At 57.7% G+C, this 19,317-nt stretch carries 11 protein-coding genes; all 11 read left to right on the forward strand.

Translation table 11 applies throughout. From position 1 onward, the window contains the following. Positions 1-19: 19 nt before the first annotated feature. A complete protein-coding gene (locus PVT68_RS08770; protein ID WP_280322358.1) occupies positions 20-3,019 on the forward strand; it encodes a TonB-dependent receptor in 3,000 nt (999 codons plus the stop codon). A gap of 65 nt (positions 3,020-3,084) precedes the next feature. Further along, positions 3,085-4,776, forward strand: a complete 1,692-nt coding sequence (locus PVT68_RS08775) for a GH35 family beta-galactosidase (RefSeq protein ID WP_280322359.1) — start codon at positions 3,085-3,087, stop codon at positions 4,774-4,776. A 210-nt stretch (positions 4,777-4,986) separates the two neighbouring features. Beyond that, a complete protein-coding gene (locus PVT68_RS08780; protein ID WP_280322360.1) occupies positions 4,987-7,884 on the forward strand; it encodes a TIM-barrel domain-containing protein in 2,898 nt (965 codons plus the stop codon). Between the two features lie 99 nt (positions 7,885-7,983). Then, entirely contained in the window at positions 7,984-9,948 is a 1,965-nt protein-coding gene (locus PVT68_RS08785; protein WP_280322361.1) for a glycoside hydrolase family 97 protein, read from the forward strand. Positions 9,949-9,951: 3 nt separating this feature from the next. After that, positions 9,952-11,499, forward strand: a complete 1,548-nt coding sequence (locus tag PVT68_RS08790; protein ID WP_280322362.1) for a tryptophan halogenase family protein — start codon at positions 9,952-9,954, stop codon at positions 11,497-11,499. Between the two features lie 12 nt (positions 11,500-11,511). Then, a complete protein-coding gene (locus tag PVT68_RS08795; RefSeq protein WP_280322363.1) occupies positions 11,512-11,637 on the forward strand; it encodes a hypothetical protein in 126 nt (41 codons plus the stop codon). Next, positions 11,637-12,593 (forward strand): 2-dehydro-3-deoxygalactonokinase, encoded by a 957-nt coding sequence (locus PVT68_RS08800; RefSeq protein WP_280322364.1) that lies wholly within the window; start codon positions 11,637-11,639, stop codon positions 12,591-12,593. The genes PVT68_RS08795 and PVT68_RS08800 overlap by 1 nt, the downstream gene beginning before the upstream one ends. Positions 12,594-12,730: 137 nt before the next feature. After that, a complete protein-coding gene (locus tag PVT68_RS08805) occupies positions 12,731-14,311 on the forward strand; it encodes a sodium/sugar symporter (RefSeq protein WP_280322365.1) in 1,581 nt (526 codons plus the stop codon). Positions 14,312-14,315: 4 nt separating this feature from the next. Further along, positions 14,316-15,326 (forward strand): DUF4380 domain-containing protein, encoded by a 1,011-nt coding sequence (locus PVT68_RS08810; RefSeq protein WP_280322366.1) that lies wholly within the window; start codon positions 14,316-14,318, stop codon positions 15,324-15,326. 60 nt (positions 15,327-15,386) lie between these two features. Next, positions 15,387-17,360, forward strand: coding sequence for a glycoside hydrolase family 9 protein (locus tag PVT68_RS08815; protein WP_280322367.1), 1,974 nt, complete (start codon positions 15,387-15,389; stop codon positions 17,358-17,360). Positions 17,361-17,372: 12 nt separating this feature from the next. After that, positions 17,373-19,127, forward strand: coding sequence for a glycoside hydrolase family 43 protein (locus tag PVT68_RS08820; protein ID WP_280322368.1), 1,755 nt, complete (start codon positions 17,373-17,375; stop codon positions 19,125-19,127). Positions 19,128-19,317: the final 190 nt, after the last annotated feature.

Here is a 19,317-nt window from a genome sequence, read left to right on the forward strand (position 1 = left end):
ATGATGGGAGAAGAGAGAGATGTATAACAATAAAAAAACATTTGTCAGAAGCCGCCTGTCCCACTACATCCGCGTCGCCTCCGGGGTTTCCCTGATGGCACTGGGATCTGTAGCCTGGGCTCAGGAAGAAGCCAAAGACGAGAGTAACGAAACGGAAAGTATGGAGGAGGTCACGGTCACCGGACAGCGCGCCAGTATCCTGTCTGCACAGGACATCAAGCGCGATGCCAGCCAGATCGTAGACTCTATCGTCGCCTCGGATATCGGCAAACTTCCGGATCGCAGCATCACCGAAGCGCTACAACGGGTGCCCGGCGTAACGGTAACCCGCTACGACAATATGGGAGACCCGGAACACTTTGCCGGCGAAGGTGCCGGGGTCGCCGTGCGCGGCCTGAGTCAGGTGCGAAGCGAGCTCAACGGTCGCGATGTATTCGCGGCAAACGGCGGCCGCAGCCTGAGCTTTGACGATGTACCCGCAGAATTGATGGCCGGTGTCGATACCTACAAAAGCCCGACCGCCGATATGATTGAAGGCGGTCTCGGCGGTGTGGTCAATCTGCGCACCCGTATGCCATTCGACAGCGATGGCCAGTTGTTCAGCGCCACGGTAAAAGGCAACTACGGCGACCAGATCAAAGAAACCAATGGCGAATATTCAGCGCTATTCAGCGATCGCTGGGATACCGGCATTGGCGAATTCGGCGTGCTGGTGAATCTGTCCACCTCCGACCTTTCCAGCCGCGCAGACAATATTTATACCCGTGCATTTTTCCCGCGCGACGACGTTCAGGAAGATTCCACCGTATGGGTGCCGCGGGGTGTCGACTGGCGCCGCAACGACTACCAGCGTGAACGGGACGGCCAATACCTCGCTCTGCAGTGGGCCCCTAATGACGCGATGGAAGTCTATGCCACCGCCTTTCGCTCCAAACACGAACAGCGCTGGGACGAAGCCGCTTTCTTTAACGATGCGCTGGACGTTTACTCCATCGCCTCACCCAACAACGACTGGGTGTTCGACGATAACGGGGCGCTGGTGTCGGGTACCCTCACCGGTAAAATCAACGAGTCCTGGGTAGACCTGGACGGCGACGGCGTAAACGAAACCAAAACCGGAGAGTGGTGGGGGATGCCGTTCGGCACCAGTACCCGTTACTCCCAAAATGTTTCAGAGACCACCGATTTCTCCCTCGGGATGAACTGGCAGGCCACCGAGCGCCTGAGCATCAAGGCCGACTTGCAGCGTGTCGAATCCGAGTCCGCTACCGAGGATTACACCCTCGGTCTGGTTGCGCTTCCCTCCTCGGTCAGCGTTGGCAACCTCAACGGCAAACCCAGTCTCGGCATCAGCAGTGCACAGGTCAGTGACGAGGTAATCGGCGTATTCGACCAGCACGAAACCGACCTGGCAAATCCCGCGGCCTACAGCTACGGCCAGATGATGTCGATGCCTTCAGACAACAAAGGCGACTCTACCAGCGCGCGGCTGGACCTGGAGTACGAATTCGAAAACAGCCTGATCCGTTCGGTACAGGCCGGCGCCCGCTACAGCGAGAAATCCGCGACCAATCGCAGTGCCAATCACTGGTCCGCGCGCTACCAGCCCTGGACCAACTGGTTGTACCCCTTCCCCGGTGCTGCGGAAAGCGATCTGGTCGAATTCTCGTTCAATGATTTCCAGCGCGGCAATACCGATGTTCCGCTCACCGCCTATCTGCTGGACCCGGCATTACTGCGGGATTTCAGGGGCACCACGGATCGCATCGTCGCGAACTCCGCCGGTTGCTGTGGACCGGACTGGAATGCCCTGGATCTCTCCAACCCGGCCAATTTGAACAGCCAGGAGGAAACCACCCAGGCGGTCTATGCCAAGGTCAACTTTGCATTCGATGACCTCGCCATGCCTGTGGACGGCAACCTGGGTCTGCGCTACATACATACGGAAAATACCGCGCAGGGCCGCTTCAATATGCAGCAGTCCACCATCACCGTGGGCTCTGAAGAAGAAGGCAATTCCCGAACCATCGTGGTGCTGCCGGCGCAAACCTATGATTTCCCGGCGAAGAATGACTATGACCACCTGCTGCCAAGTCTGAACCTGCGGATGGCGGCATCGGAAGATGTTGTAGTGCGCTTTGCCGCGTCCAAAGCCATCTGGCGACCGGAGTTCTGGCGCATGAAGGCGTACCTGAATCTCTCTGCAGGACTCAAGGACGGCGTCACTCTCGATGGCAACCCGGATGACATCACCCTGGAGTCTCTGCAGGACAAACTCCAGTTCAACCTCAGCTCCAATGACACCAATCCGTTCCTGGAGCCGATGCTGGCCAACCAATACGACCTGTCCACAGAGTGGTACTTTGATGAAAACGGCGGGATGGCGCACCTGAGTATCTTCCGCAAGGACATCTCAGACTACTTCACCACCGTGGTGGAAAACGCGGAGGTCGAAGGGTTCGATACCGTCAGTACCTGGGTCGGTAACGACGGTGAGGCTCGTATTCAGGGGGCCGAAATCGGGGTAACGAAATTCTTCGATTTCCTCCCGGAACCCTGGAACGGCTTCGGCGTGCAGGCCAACTACACCTATATCGACAGCAGCCTGGAAGGGCCGCAAGGTACCAACACCGACGGTTCCGGCTACGGCGACCTGCCCGCAGAAGGTATCTCCCAAAATGCCTACAACCTGGTGGGGATGTACGAGAAGCATGGTTTCTACACCCGCCTGGCCTGGAACTGGCGCAGCGAGTACCTGGTGGCCGTGGGAGCCAACGGCTGGAATGGTTCCAACAATAACGTCAACTGGCGGTTGCCGGTGTACAACGACGACTACGGCCAACTGGACCTGTCCATGGGCTACAACATTACCGACAACATTTCCGTCAACTTCGAGGCCGCCAACCTCACCAGGGAGGAGACCGTTGGTCTGATGGACCAGGGTGAAATCGGCAAGCGTCACGCATACACCTACTCCCAGGATGTGCGCTACGCGGCCAGTGTTCGTATCACCTTCTGATCCGCACTGTACCTGGCGGGGCTCCCAAGAGCCCCGCCCCACTTTGCCAACTAGAAAAATCGACTATGAAAAAGTTGTCACTCAGCGTCATTGTTCTTATTTTTCTGTCTTCCGTGAGCGGCATGGCGTCCGCCAAGGTCGATGACGATTTCCCACAGATCATTTCCAACAACGGCCGCTATGCACTGCTGGTAGACAGCAAACCCTACCTGCTGCTTGCCGCCCAGACCAACAATTCCGCCAATTACCCCGCAGCCCTGCCCGACGTGTGGCCGGTGGTGGAGCAGATGCACGCGAATACCCTGGTCATTCCGGTGGCCTGGGAACAGGTAGAACCCGATGAAGGAAAATTCGATTTTTCCTTTGTGGACACACTGATTGCACAGGCGCGGGAAAAACAGGTGCGTCTGGTGTTGCTGTGGTTTGCCACCTGGAAAAACAATGCACCGCACTATGCGCCCGCCTGGGTGAAGCTGGATAACCAGCGTTTCCCACGGGTAAAAACCCGCGACGGCAAAACCCTGAATTCCCTTTCACCCCATCACCGCAGCACCCTGGAGGCGGACAAGAAAGCCTTTGTGCAACTGATGCGTCACCTGAAAAAAGTCGACAGGCAGAAAACGGTGATCATGGTGCAGGTGCAGAATGAGGTGGGCACTTACGGCTCCGCCCGGGACTATTCCGCGCACGCAGAAGAAATTTTCCAGCAAGCGGTTCCGCAGAAACTGCTGGCGGACGTAGGTAAAAAATCCGGTAGCTGGAGTGAAGTCTTCGGCAAAGACGCCGATGAATTTTTCCATGCCTGGCACATCGGCCGCTTTGTGGATGAAATTACCGAGGCGGGCAAACGGGAATATCCCCTGCCCATGTATGTGAACGTGGCCCTGCGCAACCCCTACCATCCCGGTGAACCGGGCCAGTACTCCAGCGGCGGCGCTACCGACAATGTAATTCATATCTGGAAATCCGCGGCACCCAATATCGACCTGATCGCGCCGGACATCTATTTCCGCGACCACAAGACCGCTACCCGGGTCATGGAACTGTACACCCGCAACGATAACCCGCTGTATATCGCCGAGATCGGCAATGACCAGCCCTACGTGCGCTATTTCTTCGATGCCATTGGCCACGGCGCTCTCGGCTTCGCGCCTTTTGGTATGGACAACACCAAGTACTCCAACTACCCGCTGGGTGCGGAAACCATGGATGAAAAGGTGATCAAGCCTTTCGCGGATTTGTACCGGGTGTTCGGGGCGATGGATTCCGAGTGGGCCGAAATCAGCCTGAACAACCGCACCTGGGGTTTTTCCGAGCCGGTGGATACCTATTCCCCGGACAAGGAACTGTGGAATGCCAAGGGCAGTGATCAGGAGGTGAAGGAGCAGAGGGGGCCGGAAGACTTTACCCAGCGCCAGGACCTCGGCGACTGGACCGCAGAAATCACCTACGGCCGCCCGGCGTTCTGGATAGATCCCCCCAAGGGCAACAACCCGGCGTCCGGTGGCGCAGTCATCGCGGAATTGAGCAGGGATGAATTTCTTGTTGTGGGCTATCACGCGCGAGTCAGCTTTTCACCCAGCAAGGAATTGCAAGACGAGCAGTTCACCTTCGAGCGGGTAGAGGAAGGACATTTTGAAAATGGCGAGTGGGTATTTGAGCGGGTGTGGAATGGCGACCAGACGGACTGGGGACTAAATTTTATCTATCGCCCCCATGTGCTCAAGGTAAAACTGGCCACCTACAAAACCAATTGACCCCTGTAGGAGCCTGCCTGCAGGCGAACATTACTGCACTTCGGGCCATTCGCCTGCAGGCAGGCTCCTACAGGTACGGTAGCACGGTAGGTTGGGCAAAGCGCAGCGTGCCCAACAAACCTCCGTTGGGCACGGCACTACGCGCCTTTGCCCAACCTACAAAAATAAGAATCACGATCGGCATAACACACAATAAATACGGACAAGACCATGAAAAACTTCAAGCCCCAAAGCACGCTCCTGGCACTTGCCCTCTTTCCGACACTCTACGCCTGCGATGGACAGCAGAATACCCAGACTACGAGCTGGCAAAAAACAGCCCACGGTGCGGTTGTCTCCCTGCAGAACAGCGATTTCAAGAAAGTCCGCGTGCAGGTAATCGATGAAGATATTATCCGTGTCACCGCCACGCCGCAGGAGGATTTCAGCAATCTTCCGGATACCCTGATGGTCACCGCGCAACCACAGGACGTCGCTTTTTCCATCACCGAAGAGAACGGCGAACTGATCGTCAAAACCGCGGAAATATCTGCAGAAATTTCTCTAGCCAGTGGCGTGGTGGAATTCAAAAACGCGGCGGGCCAGGTTTTGCTCAGCGAGGCGGACCGCAGCATGGCGCGCGTGATGGATGAACCGGGTCCCATCGATGCGGACTCCCACTCGTTCCGCCAGCGCTTTCAGCCGCAATCCGATGAAGCGTTTTATGGCCTCGGCCAGCAACAGGACGGGCGGGTCAACTACCGCGGTGAAAATATCGAGCTCACCACCTACAACATGGAAATCACCATTCCCTACCTGGTTTCCAGCCACAACTACGGCCTGTTGTGGAACAACGCCGGGGTCAGCCGCCTCGGCGACCCGCTGCCGCCGCAGCCGCTGCCGGAAGGCTTCAAACTGTACGATGCCAACGGGGAACCCGGCGGCCTCACCGCGCGCTATTACGACGGCGATGAACTGAAACTGGAGCGCTCCGAAGCAGACCTGAATTACCAGTTCCTGTCCCACGCCAGCGTGCGTGAAATCCCGCTGCCGGAAGAAGTCGCGAATGCCCAGGACCTGCGCATCCAGTGGATCGGCAGCATCGAACCCACAGTTTCCGGTGAACACGAATTCAAAATGTATTCCAGCGGCTATGCCAGCCTCTCCCTTGACGGCGAAGAGCTGCTGAACCGCTGGCGCATGAACTGGAACCCCTGGTACCACAATGCGGAAGTGGATCTGAAAGCCGGTGAAAAATACGCGCTGAGCCTCGACTGGCAACCCCAGGGCGGTTATATGCGACTGTTGCAACACGGTCCGCTACCGGCGATTGAGCAACAGCAACTGTCCTTTACCGCGGACACCGGCAAGGCGGTGGATTACTACTTCGTCGCCGGCGACAACCAGGACGACGTGGTCGCCGGTTACCGCGAACTCACCGGCAAGGCCACCATGCTGCCCAAGTGGGCCTTCGGTTTCTGGCAGAGCCGCGAGCGCTACAAGTCCCAGGACGAACTGCTGGGCGCGCTTGAGGAGTATCGCGAGCGCAAAATTCCCATCGACAATATCGTGCTGGACTGGTCCTACTGGCCGCAAGACGCCTGGGGCAGCCACGACTTTGACAAAGCCCACTTCCCCGATGCCAAAGCCATGGTGGAGCGGGTACACGAACTGGATGCCAACATCATGATTTCGGTGTGGCCGAAGTTTTATCCCACCACCGACAACTACGCCGAGCTCAATGCCAAGGGCTGTATGTTCAACAAGAACATCGAAGAGAAGAATCTGGACTGGATCGGCGCCGGTTACCTGAATGCCTTCTACGATGCCTATAACCCCGAGTGCCGGGAAATTTACTGGAGCCAGATCCGCGACAAGCTCAACACCGTCGGCTTTGATGCCTGGTGGCTGGACGCGGTGGAACCGGACATCCACTCCAACCTGAGTTTCAAACACCGCAAGGATCTGATTACTCCGAACGCCATGGGAACCGGTGCGGAAGTGTTCAACGCCTATGCCCTGCCCCACGCGGAAACCGTGTACCAGGGCGAGCGCAAAACCGATGGTGACAAGCGCGCATTTATCCTCACCCGTTCCGGTTTCGGTGGCATCCAGCGCACCGCGTCGGCGATCTGGAGTGGCGATGTGGTGTCCCGCTGGTCCAACCTGGAAGAGCAGATTGCCGCGGGTATTGGCGTGGGTATGGCGGGCATGCCTTACTGGACCTTCGATATCGGCGGTTTTACTCCCGAGGACCGCTACCGCTACAACGGCGATGTGGTGGTGGGTAACTACAAGGAAATGGCCCAAAGCGAACAGCAGGAGTGGCAGGAACTGAACCTGCGCTGGTTCCAGTTCGGCGCCTTCACGCCACTGTTCCGCGCCCACGGCCAGAACCCCTACCGCGAGATTTACAATCTGGCGGACGAGGGCAGCGACACCTACAACAGCATGGTGGACTACACCAAGCTGCGTTACCGATTAATGCCCTATATCTACACTCTGGCCGGAGACGCCCACCACAAGGATGGCACCATGATGCGCGGCCTGGCGATGGATTTTGGCGCGGACCCGAAAGTACGCGATATCAATACCCAGTACATGTTCGGCCCCTCGCTCCTAGTGAATCCGATCACCGAGTTCGGCGCACGTTCAAGAGATGTCTACCTGCCCGCAGGTACCGACTGGTACGACTTTAACAGCGGCGAGAAATACAGCGGCGGACAGACCATCGACGCAGCGGCACCCTATACGCAGATGCCATTGTTCGTAAAAGCCGGCAGCATCCTGCCCACCGGCCCGGAAATCCAGAGCACCGCGGAAAGCATCAACACCCCGCTGACCCTGAACGTATTTACCGGCGCCGACGGCCGTTTCGAAATCTACGAGGACGATGGCAAAAGCTACGGCTATGAAAAAGGCCAGTGGTCGCGAATTCCGGTCAGCTACAACGAAGCCAGCGGCGAACTCACCATCGGTGAACGCACTGGTAGTTTCGATGGCATGGCCAAACAGCGGGCAATCAGTGTGCGCTGGATTGACCAGGGCGACAAACCTGCGGACCTGAACGGCACCGCGGATCTATCCCTGCAATACAGTGGTACCCCGATCACCCTGAAACGCGGCTGACGCCGGTACCCGCGGGAACGCCGAGCCCCAGCTCGGCGACGCCCGCCTTGCCGGTGCCCATAAAATAATAAATAAAAATACAAAATAAAAAGGCCAACCATGAAACGCCCCATAGCCACAGCCCTGCTACTGTTCATTGCCAGCCCGGCCCTTGCCAACTGGTCAGTAATGTCGCCCGACGCTACCCGCGAAATTCAGGTACGCCAGAACAGCACCAAAGGCCTCGAATACCGCATTCTTCTACATGGCAAAAACCAACGGGAAATTCTCGGCTGGTCACACCTTGGCCCGGTAATCCAGGGCTTCCAGCTAAGCCAGAATCCGCTCGAAGCGGAAATCAGCGATTTTTCCACTACGGTAAAATTTCTCGGCGAAAAAAACGCACAGGGTAAAGACGAGTACACCCTGACAACCGGCAAACGCAAACATAACATCGCTGCGTATCGCGCATTGACCCTGTCCTTCAGTGATATGGAAACTGCAATGCATCTTGATCTGGAACTGCGCGCCTACAACGATGGTCTCGCCTTCCGTTATGTTTTGCCGGAAACAAGCGATCGCCACTACCAGATGGTTTCCGAAACAACCGCGTTCAATGTGGGACAGGGCGCGACCTTCTGGGGACAACCCTACGACTTCACCACCGCCTTCCACCCCTCTTACGAAACCGCCTGGCTGCAACTTCCAAGCGGCAGCGCGGCACCGCAAAATCTCGGTGTCGGCTGGGGATTCCCCTCTCTGATCGAAAAAGATGGCGCCTGGGCGCTGCTGCATGAGGCAGGCCTGGATGAAAGTTTTCACGGCTCGCACCTGCAGCCCGAGGCAGAAGGCGGCAACTACCGGATAGCGCCACCCTCTGCCGGCACCGCACTCGGTCACGGGATGAACATCGCCGCTTCCACGCTGCCCTGGCAGATGCCCTGGCGATTTGTGATTACCGGTGAGGCGCTGGCCGAGGTGGTTGAAAGCAACCTCACCACCCACCTCGCACCACCCGCCCGCATCGAAAACACCGACTGGATTGAGCCTGGCATTTCGTCGTGGAGCTGGTTGTCGGATCACGACAGCAGCCGCAACCTCGACACCCTGAAGAAGTTTATCGACACCGCCGCGGCAATGGGCTGGCGCTATTCCCTGATCGACGCCAACTGGAACACCATTGCCGACGACGCCATGGAGCAGCTGCTGGCCCACGCCGAAAAGAAAAATGTGCGGCTGCTGTTCTGGTACAACTCTGGCGGTCGCCACAACTTTATCACCGAGCAACCGCGCAACCGCATTACCGAGCGCGAGAAACGTCGCGCGGAGTTCGCCCGCCTGCACAGGCTCGGCGTCGCCGGTATCAAGGTGGATTTCTTTCAGAGCGACAAACAGGACATTATTCGCCTGTACCAGGAAATTCTCGCGGACGCCGCGGACTTCCAGCTGCTGGTCAACTTTCACGGCAGTACCATTCCCCGCGGCTGGCGCCGCACCTGGCCAAACCTGATTTCCATGGAAGCAGTGCGCGGAGGCGAGTTCTACACCTTCCAGGCGGAGACCGACTACGACGATCAGGCGCCGCGGCAAAACAGCATCCTGCCCTTCGCCCGCAATGTCATCGGCCCGATGGATTACACCCCCGGATATTTCTCCCAGCCTCTGGCGGGACGCAAGACCACCAGCGCCCATGAAGCGGCGCTGCTAGTGCTGTTTGAAACTGGTATCCAGCATATCGGCGACAGTACCGAAAGCCTGTTGAATCTGCCCGATGACTACCGCGACTACCTGCGCCACCTGCCCAGCACCTGGGATGAAACCCACCTGCTCGCAGGTTATCCCGGCGAGCACGCGGTCATTGCCCGGCGTAGTGGCAGGCGCTGGTATATCGCCGGTATCAATGGTGAGGCGGAAGCAAAAACCCTGCAGCTGAATATCAGCCAACTCGGCGGCCTCGCCGACAGTGCGCTAATGCTGCACGACGACAGCCACGAACCATTTGCTGCGCGCAAGCTGAAACTGGAATCCAGCGAGTCGCTCACTATTACCATGGCCGCCAACGGCGGCGTGGTACTGAGGTTTTAACCCATGCAGCAAGGAGCTAAAGACCCTAAAAGCCCGATCAAAGTCATCAATATTGTCGGCGGCGGTACTGCGGGCTGGATGGCGGCGGCCACACTGGCCCGCCACTTTCGCGGTCACGACCTGTCGATCCGGCTGGTGGAATCCGAGCAGATCGGCACCATCGGTGTGGGCGAAGCCACGGTACCGAGCATTCTCAACCTGAACCGCTACCTCGGCATCCGTGAACGGGACTTTATCGCCGCTACCGGTGCCACCTTTAAACTCGGCATTGAATTTTCCGACTGGTACACCGCCGGGGAGAGCTTCTTCCATCCATTTGCAGACTTTGGCGCCCCCCTGGGCGGGATACCTTTTTATCCCTGTTGGCTGAAGCAGTACAAACTCGGTAACGCCGCGCCGCTTTCGGAGTACAGCCTCGCTACCGCACTTGCGAAAGGTGGACGCTTCGCACAGCCGGACCCGGATACCCAAAATCCTCTCGCACTCTACAACTACGCCTATCACTTCGACGCCAGCCGCTATGCCGCCTTGTTGCGACGCATAGCAGAGTCACACGGCGTGCGGCGCATCGAGGGGAAAATCGTTGAGGTCAGACTCGATAGCAGTAACGGCGATATCCGCAGCCTGCACCTGCAAAGCGGTGAGATCCTGCACGGAGATCTGTATATCGACTGTTCCGGTTTCCGCGGCCTGTTGATCGAGCAGGCGCTGGCTACCGGCTATGAAGATTGGCGTCACTGGTTACCGGTAGATACCGCTGTAGCAGTACAGAGCGAACGCGCTGGCCCTGCGCCGCCCTATACCCGCGCGACGGCGACCGCTGCCGGATGGCGCTGGCGCATTCCCCTGCAGCACCGCAATGGCAATGGCCATGTTTTTTCCAGTGCGCATATGACCACCGAACAGGCGAGTACTGAGCTTCTGAAAAATCTCGAAGGCAGTGCACTGGGCGAACAGAGGGTCATCCGGTTTGCCGCTGGCATGCGCAAAAAATTCTGGAACAGGAACTGCGTGGCCCTGGGGCTCGCATCCGGTTTTATCGAGCCACTGGAAAGTACCAGTATTTCCCTGATCCAGACAGGTGTCGAAAAAATTCTGAAATTTTTACCGGACCTGATACCAGAACAAAAAAATATCGACGAGGCGAACCGTCTGAACCGCCAGGAATACGAACGGGTGCGCGACTTCATCATCCTGCACTACAAACTCAACGGCCGCGATGACACACAGTTCTGGCGCGATATGCGCGACATGGCAGTACCGGACACCTTGCAGCAGAAGATGGATGCGTTTACCGAGGATGGTCGCCTGCTCAGTTTCGAGCAGGAGTCCTTTCAGGAGGCGAGCTGGCTGGCCATTTACGACGGTTTTCAATTCCGTCCACGGAATTACCTGGCGGAGGTCGACAAGCTGGACAACAAACAAGTAATTCGGGCGATGGAAAATATGCGCCATGCCATTGCCACAGCGGCAACCCACGCGCCGCCGCATCACACCTTCCTGCGACAAGCATTTTTGCAACCGCAGGAAGCCTGCGCGGAAACGGAGTGAAGCGGAAAACCTATGAGAGCCAAAAACGTGAATACCGCGAGTTTCCTATACCTGCACCACAACGAGTTCATTAACGTTGCCGATAATGAGCCTACCGGTCTCGCCAGGGCGCAGTTGATTGGCAGGGAGCGTCGTTGATGCAGCGGATCGTAGTGGACTGGGGCACAACCAATATCCGCGCCCACCTCGTTGATAGCGATGGCGGCATCGCCGGAAGCCGCAACGCACCGCGCGGGGTACACAACTGCGATGGCAACTTCAGTGACGTACTGCGGGAATACTGCGGCGATTGGCAAATCCGCTGGCCGGGCATTCCGGTATATCTCTGCGGCATGATTGGCAGCCGTACCGGGTGGGTTGAAGCGCCCTATGTAGGCAGCCCCGCGCGCCCCGAAGCGCTGTATCGCGGGTTGGTACCGGTGCCCGGAGAAAACAACGTATTCGTAGTTCCCGGCGTTCGCTGCATCACGCCGGCGGGAAGTCCCGACGTCATGCGCGGGGAGGAATCTCAGGTACTGGGTGTGATCGCCCAGGGCAATATCCAAAATGCGCTGGTCATTCTCCCCGGAACCCACAGTAAATGGGTGCGGGTGAGAGACGGCAGGATCTACGACTTCGCCACATTCTTTACCGGTGAGATGTACGCGTTATTGCACAGCCACAGCTCGATTGGTGCGGTACTAAAACAGGAAGGTCACAACCGGGCAAGCTTTCAGCGGGGCCTTACGGAGAGCATCGGTCTCGGTGGTTTGCTGAATCAGGTATTTACCGCACGCTCCCGCACCCTGTGCGAAGACGTCACTGGCCAGTCCATGTCAGCGTACCTGTCCGGCATCCTGATCGGCAGTGAGTTTATCCACGGCCAGCAGCTGTTTGCCGCAGAGGGGGAAATCCTGCTAGTGGGCGACAAGCAGCTTGTAACGCTGTATCAACAGGCCGCCGCACATTTCGGCCTGGAACAGCGCGCCCTGGACGCAGCGTATGCGGTCGTACACGGTGTGGCAAAAATCTGTGCGAGTGCCGATGAGAAGGAATCCCGGGATTTCACCTGTAGCGATCGTCCCATGTCACCGATACCACAACCCAGTTCTTAGATTTTCGACAGCCGAGGAAAATACACAAAACGCTGGATCAAATAAACAGCCAATTACCAATACGACAACGACAATCAAAACTGACCTAAAGACCAACCTTAAGACCAATAAAAAACAGCAGATGAGAGGCAAACACCATGCAACTGGCAGCGACCGACCTGGCAATCTTCATTGCTTATGTAGCCATGCTGATCACCATTGGATACCTGGTATCACGGGAAAAAGCAGGGCATGAAAAGAATACCAGCGATTATTTTCTCGCCGGCAAGGGACTGCCCTGGTGGGCGGTGGGCGCATCGCTGATCGCGGCGAATATCTCCGCAGAACAGATCATCGGCATGTCCGGTTCCGGTTACGCCATCGGCCTCGCAATCGCCTCCTATGAATGGATGGCGGCCATCACGCTCATTTTGGTCGGCAAATATTTTCTGCCGGTATTCGTACGCAAGGGCATCTACACCATGCCGCAGTTTCTTGAGCAGCGTTACGACAGCCGGGTGAAAATCGTGCTCGCCATTTTCTGGCTGGGGGTTTATGTATTTGTAAACCTGACGTCGGTGCTGTGGCTGGGTGCTCTCGCCATCAACGCGATTGCCGGGGTAGAGCTGCTGTTCGGCCTCCTGTTCCTGGGTATTTTCTCGGCGGCTTACTCCCTGTATGGAGGCCTCAAGGCGGTGGCGCTGACAGATATCATTCAGGTCGTTTTGCTGGTCATTGGCGGCCTGATGCTGTCGTATCTGGCGCTAGACCTGATCGGTAAACAGAATGGCGGCGGCGTGCTGGCCGGTTTCAGCGAGCTGACCCGGGTCGCACCGGAAAAATTCGACATGATCCTTTCGAAGGACAACCCCCACTATATGAGCCTGCCGGGACTTTCCGTATTGCTTGGCGGCATGTGGGTGGTGAATTTCGCCTACTGGGGCTTCAACCAGTACATCATCCAGCGCGCTCTGGGGGCCAAGAGTATCGAGGAAGGCCAGAAGGGCATCGCCTTCGCCGCCTACCTCAAGCTGCTGATGCCAGTGATTGTGGTTCTGCCGGGCATCGCCGCGGTGGTATTACTGCCCCAGCTGGAACGCCCGGACCAAGCCTATCCGCAACTCATGAACCTGATGCCGGTCGGCTTCAAGGGACTGATTTTCGCAGCACTGGTAGCCGCCATCGTGTCTTCGCTGGCATCGATGACCAACAGTATTTCCACCATCTTCACCATGGACATCTACTCCCGCTACCAGCCCGGACGCAGTGAAAAACACTATGTGCGGGTGGGTCGTGTTGTGGCGCTGGTCTCGCTGGTGCTGGGTATGGTCTGCGCACAACCGCTACTAGGCCAGTTTGATCAGGCGTTCCAGTACATTCAGGAATTTACCGGCTTCTTCACTCCCGGTATTACTGTTCTGTTCCTGCTCGGTGTATTCTGGCCACTGGCCACCGCCAATTCCGCACTGGTCGCGGCGATCGGTTCTGCGGTGCTGTCACTGGTTTTAAAACTCTGGTGGCCGGAGTTGCCGTTTATGGATCGCGTCGGCATTGTATTCCTGGTCTGCCTGAGTGTTGCGGTGATCATTTCCCTGTGGGAACAGCGCAATCGGGAAGCCCTGCCCGGTGGTGAGGTGGTCTCGCTCGGTGAAATTAATTTCGCCACCGGGAGTTCTTTCAACCTCGCAGCGGTCGGTGTCACCCTCATTCTGATCGCGCTCTACGCCACCTGGTGGTAATCCCGTGCGCGATTACCGTGCCTTGATGGCGGCGCTGTTGTTATGCAGCAGTGCATACAGTACCAACTGTGCTGCCGCCGACCTGCCCGCGCGCCAGCGGCTCGCCAATGATTATCTGCGCTACGAATTTACCGCGGATATCGGCGGCCGCGGCCTCGCGTTCTCGATACCCGGGTATCCCAACCTGCTGAAAGTGGATGAACAGCTTTTGGCACAGCCCATTCCGCCGGTTACTGCAGAGGGTGAGAATTTTGGCTACCTCGGTCATATCGTCTGGATAGGCCCGCAACAAAACTGGTGGCGTTTTCAATCGGTAAATACATCGCGCCGCGACAGCCGCGCGGACTGGCCACCGGATCCCTACACCGTGCTGGGTGAAAATACGCTGCACTGGGAGTCGCCCTCCCATGCGGTTTTGTCATCCACCCCCAGCCCGGTTACCGGGCTGCAGCTGACCCGGCATGCAAAGCTCGATGGTGACAGGCTTGTGCATACCGTCACCGCCAGCAATACCCGCGACAACTCCGTAGCCTGGGATATCTGGTTCAACTCCCGGGTCGCCTCGAATACACAGGTTCTGGTTCCGGTAAAAGACTTCAGCGGCGATGTGCGAATCGCACAGTTCGACGGCAACCCCGCGCCTGATCAGCAGGTCCAGAAAATGGGCTTTTTCGATTTTAAGCGCACCGGTAAAAGCAAGGCCAAGGCTTTTATTCAACCGGCGGCGGGCTGGCTCGCGGCGTTTGCTGCGGACCAGGTTTTCATCATCGAATTTCCCCTGCAGCCGCGCAGCGCCATCCACCCGGCGCAGGGACAGGTAGAACTGTATCTGGATTACGACCCAGAAAATCCCGCCGCCGGCCTGTTGGAGCTGGAGGTGCACGGCCCTTACGTACAACTCGCACCGGGCGAGACGATGTCCGCGAGTGAGCAATGGCGGGCTATCGCCTATAGCGGTGAAAACAACCTGCAGGCGAAAGTCGCGTTCCTGCAGCGCCTGGGATACGGGCGATAAAAGCACAAACACATCTCGCGGGTTTGCGGGGAAAACAAGAAAGACAAATGGAGTTTTGCAATGTTTGCCGGTTTCTTTCGCACAGCCATGTGCCTGTTGATTCTTACCGGACTAGTGTCCTGCGGGGGCGGTGGAGGCAGCTCAAATACCGCTCCGACACCAATACCACAACCGCAACCCGAGCCCGAACCAGAACCACCGGTAACCGTCGTCGGTGAGGGGCCATTTATTGTGGTGGATCAGTTCGGCTACCTGCCGGATGCAAAAAAAATCGCGGTGTTGCGCGATCCGGTTACCGGCTTCGACAGCGAAGATACCTACACCCCGGGCGCCAGTCTGCAGGTGGTGAACACGCTGGATAATTCCGTGGTGTTTTCCGGTTCCGCAACGCCGTGGCTGGATGGCGAAATCGCGGCCACCTCCGGCGATCGCATCTGGCTGTTTGACTTCAGCAGCGTAACCGCCACCGGCAACTATCAGATCGTCGACACCGAACAGGACCTTCGCTCCCCCGCCTTTGCGATTAACGACAACGTCTACCGTGAAGTACTGGTACAGGCGGTGCGCACGTTTTTTTACCAGCGCGCCGGCCACACCAAGACGGAACAATTTGCCGGTGCCAGCTGGGCCGATGATGCAAGTCATATGGGACCACTGCAGGATGCCAACGCGCGGCGCTACAATAGCCCCGACGACGAAGGCAGTGAACGGGATTTGCACGGTGGCTGGTACGACGCCGGCGACTACAACAAATACACCAACTGGACCGCGAGTTATATCGTCGACCTGTTACATGCGTACCGTGAAAATACGCATGTGTGGACCGATGACTTCAATATTCCGGAGTCCGGCAACGGCGTACCGGACCTGCTGGACGAAGTGAAATGGGGACTGGATTCCCTGATACGGATGCAAAACGCCGATGGCTCAGTGCTGTCCATCGTCGGCCTCGCTTCCGCCAGCCCGCCGTCCAGCGCCACCGGAGCGAGTCTCTACGGCGATGCCAGCACTTCTGCCACGCTCTCCAGTGCCGCAGCGTTTGCCTATGGTGCAAAGGTTTTTGCTGCCCTGAGTACACCCGAATTCAACAGCTATGCCGCTGACCTCAGGACGCGCGCGCTGCGGGCCTGGAACTGGGCCAACGCCAACCCGGCGGTGATTTTCCGCAACAACGACGAAGCGGCGGGCACCGCCGGACTGGGGGCAGGCCAGCAGGAAGTGGACGACACCGAGCGCGGTTTCAAGCGCTTGGTTGCCGCGATCTATCTCTACGATCTCACTGGTGACATCAGCTATCGCGATTACGTCGATGCCAATTACCAGACTGCACCAATGTTTGCCAATTGGTGGCTGTCGCCGTTCCGCGCCAGTATTCAACGCCCGCTGCTGTATTACACCGCGCTGGACGATGCCACTGCCGCCACCGCCGACGCTATTCGCAATCGCTATGTGGAATTGTGGGAAGGCGACGATGGCTGGGGTGCAGCCACCAACCGCCGCGATCCCTACGGAGCCTTTATCAGCGATTACACCTGGGGCAGCAACGCGGTGACGTCTCTCGCCGGCGGTATGTTCGCAGACCAGCAAACCTACAACCTGGGGCAGCGCGATACGGCACAAATCCGCAACGCCGCTGCCGGCTACCTGCATTACCTGCATGGGGTCAATCCGCTCGGCAAAGTGTACCTGTCGAATATGGGAGACTTCGGTGCGGAAAACTCCGTGGACCAGTTCTACCACACCTGGTTTGCCCACGGCAGCGCGCTCTGGGACAGTGTCAGTAACTCAGCCTACGGCCCGCCTCCGGGATTTCTCGTCGGCGGGCCCAACCCATCCTACGACTGGGATGAGCGCTGCCCCGGTGTATCCAGTCTGTGCGGCAGCGCGCAACCGCAGCCGCCTTACGGCCAGCCGGCACAGAAATCCTATACGGATTTCAATAACAGCTGGCCGCTCAACTCCTGGTCGGTAACCGAGAATTCCAACGGCTACCAGACCGCGTACATTCGCTTGCTCGCGCGCTACGTCAAATAAAACAGAGGCGATATGCATTCGGTGAAAATCAAACAACAGATAAGTGCTCTGGGGATTGCCTTGGTGACCGCGATTTCACCCGCTGACGCCTCAGAAAAAATTGCCCGCTTTTCCTGGTTCGAATACAACGGCAATGACGAAGTATTCAACCTGCCGCTGAAAGAAAACGAGTATCGCAATCCGATCCTCGCCGGGTTTCATCCGGATCCGAGTATCGTGCGCGTCGACAAGGACTATTATCTGGTCAACTCCACCTTCGGTTTCTTTCCCGGCATTCCCGTTTTCCACAGCCGCGATCTGGTGAACTGGACCCAGATCGGCAATGCCCTGCACAGGCCCGGCCAGGTGAACTTCAACGGCCTGCCACTGACCAATGCCGGCGTCTATGCGCCGGCCATCGAATATCGCGATGGCACTTTTTATGTGATCAATACCTGCATCGGCTGCGGCGGCAACTTTGTGGTCACGGCGAAAAATCCCGCGGGGCCCTGGTCTGATCCCATCTGGCTGCCCGAACTCGACGGTATAGATCCGTCGATTTTTTTCGACGACAACGGCAAAACCTACATCGTGCACCACGCCGAACCGGATAAAAAACGCTACCCGGCACACACCGCTATCCGCGTGATGGAAGTGGATCCGGAAACGTTTCAAGCAAAATCAGACGATGTACTGCTGGTGGACGGCGGTGCAGTGCCCCAGTGGAATACCGACTATCTGGAAGGCCCGCACCTCTACAACGTCGACGGTACCTACTACCTCTCCGCCCCCGGTGGCGGTACCGGCTATTTTCACCAGCAGCTGCTGTTCAGGGCGGACAACGTATTCGGCCCCTATACCGCCAACCCGAACAATCCGGTACTGACCCAATTCGGGCTGCCGGACGACCGCCCCAACCCGGTTACCGCCACCGGCCATGCGGATCTGTTTGAAGACAGCAACGGCGACTGGTGGGCGGTGTTTCTCGGTACCCGGGTTTACGATCTGGCCACCGCCCCGCAGGACCCCGGCAATTTTCACACTGGCCGCGAGACCTTCATGCTCCCGGTACAGTGGAAAGACGGTTGGCCAATCATTCTGGAAGCGGGCCGCGCTTTGCCTTACGCGGTGAACCGGCCACGCCTTCCAGAGGACCAGCCCGCGCCGCGGCACACTACCGGTAACTTTTCCGAGCGCGAAGTATTTGTCTCCGATAAGCTCGCCCCCCACTGGCTGTTTATCCGTACCCCGGACAGTCCCTGGTGGGCAACCGGCGACGAAGGACTGTCTTTACAGGCCCGCCCGGTTGCCATCGGCGACCGCGACGGCCAGCCATCCTTTGTCGGCCGCCGCCTCGCCCATATGCGTGCGGAAATGACTACCGCGCTGAAATTCACACCACAAGCAACAGACGACGAGGCCGGATTACTGGCACTGCAGAGCGATGACTTTTTCTACGCCTTGGGCCTCGGGCGTAACAGCGCCGGTAAGGCGGTACTGCGGGTACGCCGGAAAGCGGGGAACGGTGGCGAAATTCAGGGTCAGGTGATTGCCGAGACGCCGATACCACTGCTACAGGGGCAACCGGTTTACCTGCGTATGAAGATCGACAAATCCGAACTGGATTTCTCCTACAGCCTGGATGCCGAACACTACACCCCCCTGGTGGAAAATAACGATGCCCGGGTGCTGACCACAGCGGCGGCCGGTGGCTTTGTTGGAGCAGTTGTCGGGATGTATGCCGAGTCCGGAGAAAAAATCCGGATACAGGAACGACAGCAAATGTAACGGGTTACAGCGAGCTGAAAAAAATCACTTGTGAGCGCGCCCTTACCGGCAATGGCCTCAAATCCGCTCACATGCGGACTTTACTGCAAATACAGAAAAAACTGCCCTGAACGCCCGATTATATTGATGCCAAAACTTCTTCGGGGCCTTGTCAATTAAAATTGAAACCGGTTACATTTGCAAAAACAAC

The organism is Microbulbifer bruguierae (genome assembly GCF_029869925.1).
Classification (GTDB): domain Bacteria; phylum Pseudomonadota; class Gammaproteobacteria; order Pseudomonadales; family Cellvibrionaceae; genus Microbulbifer; species Microbulbifer bruguierae.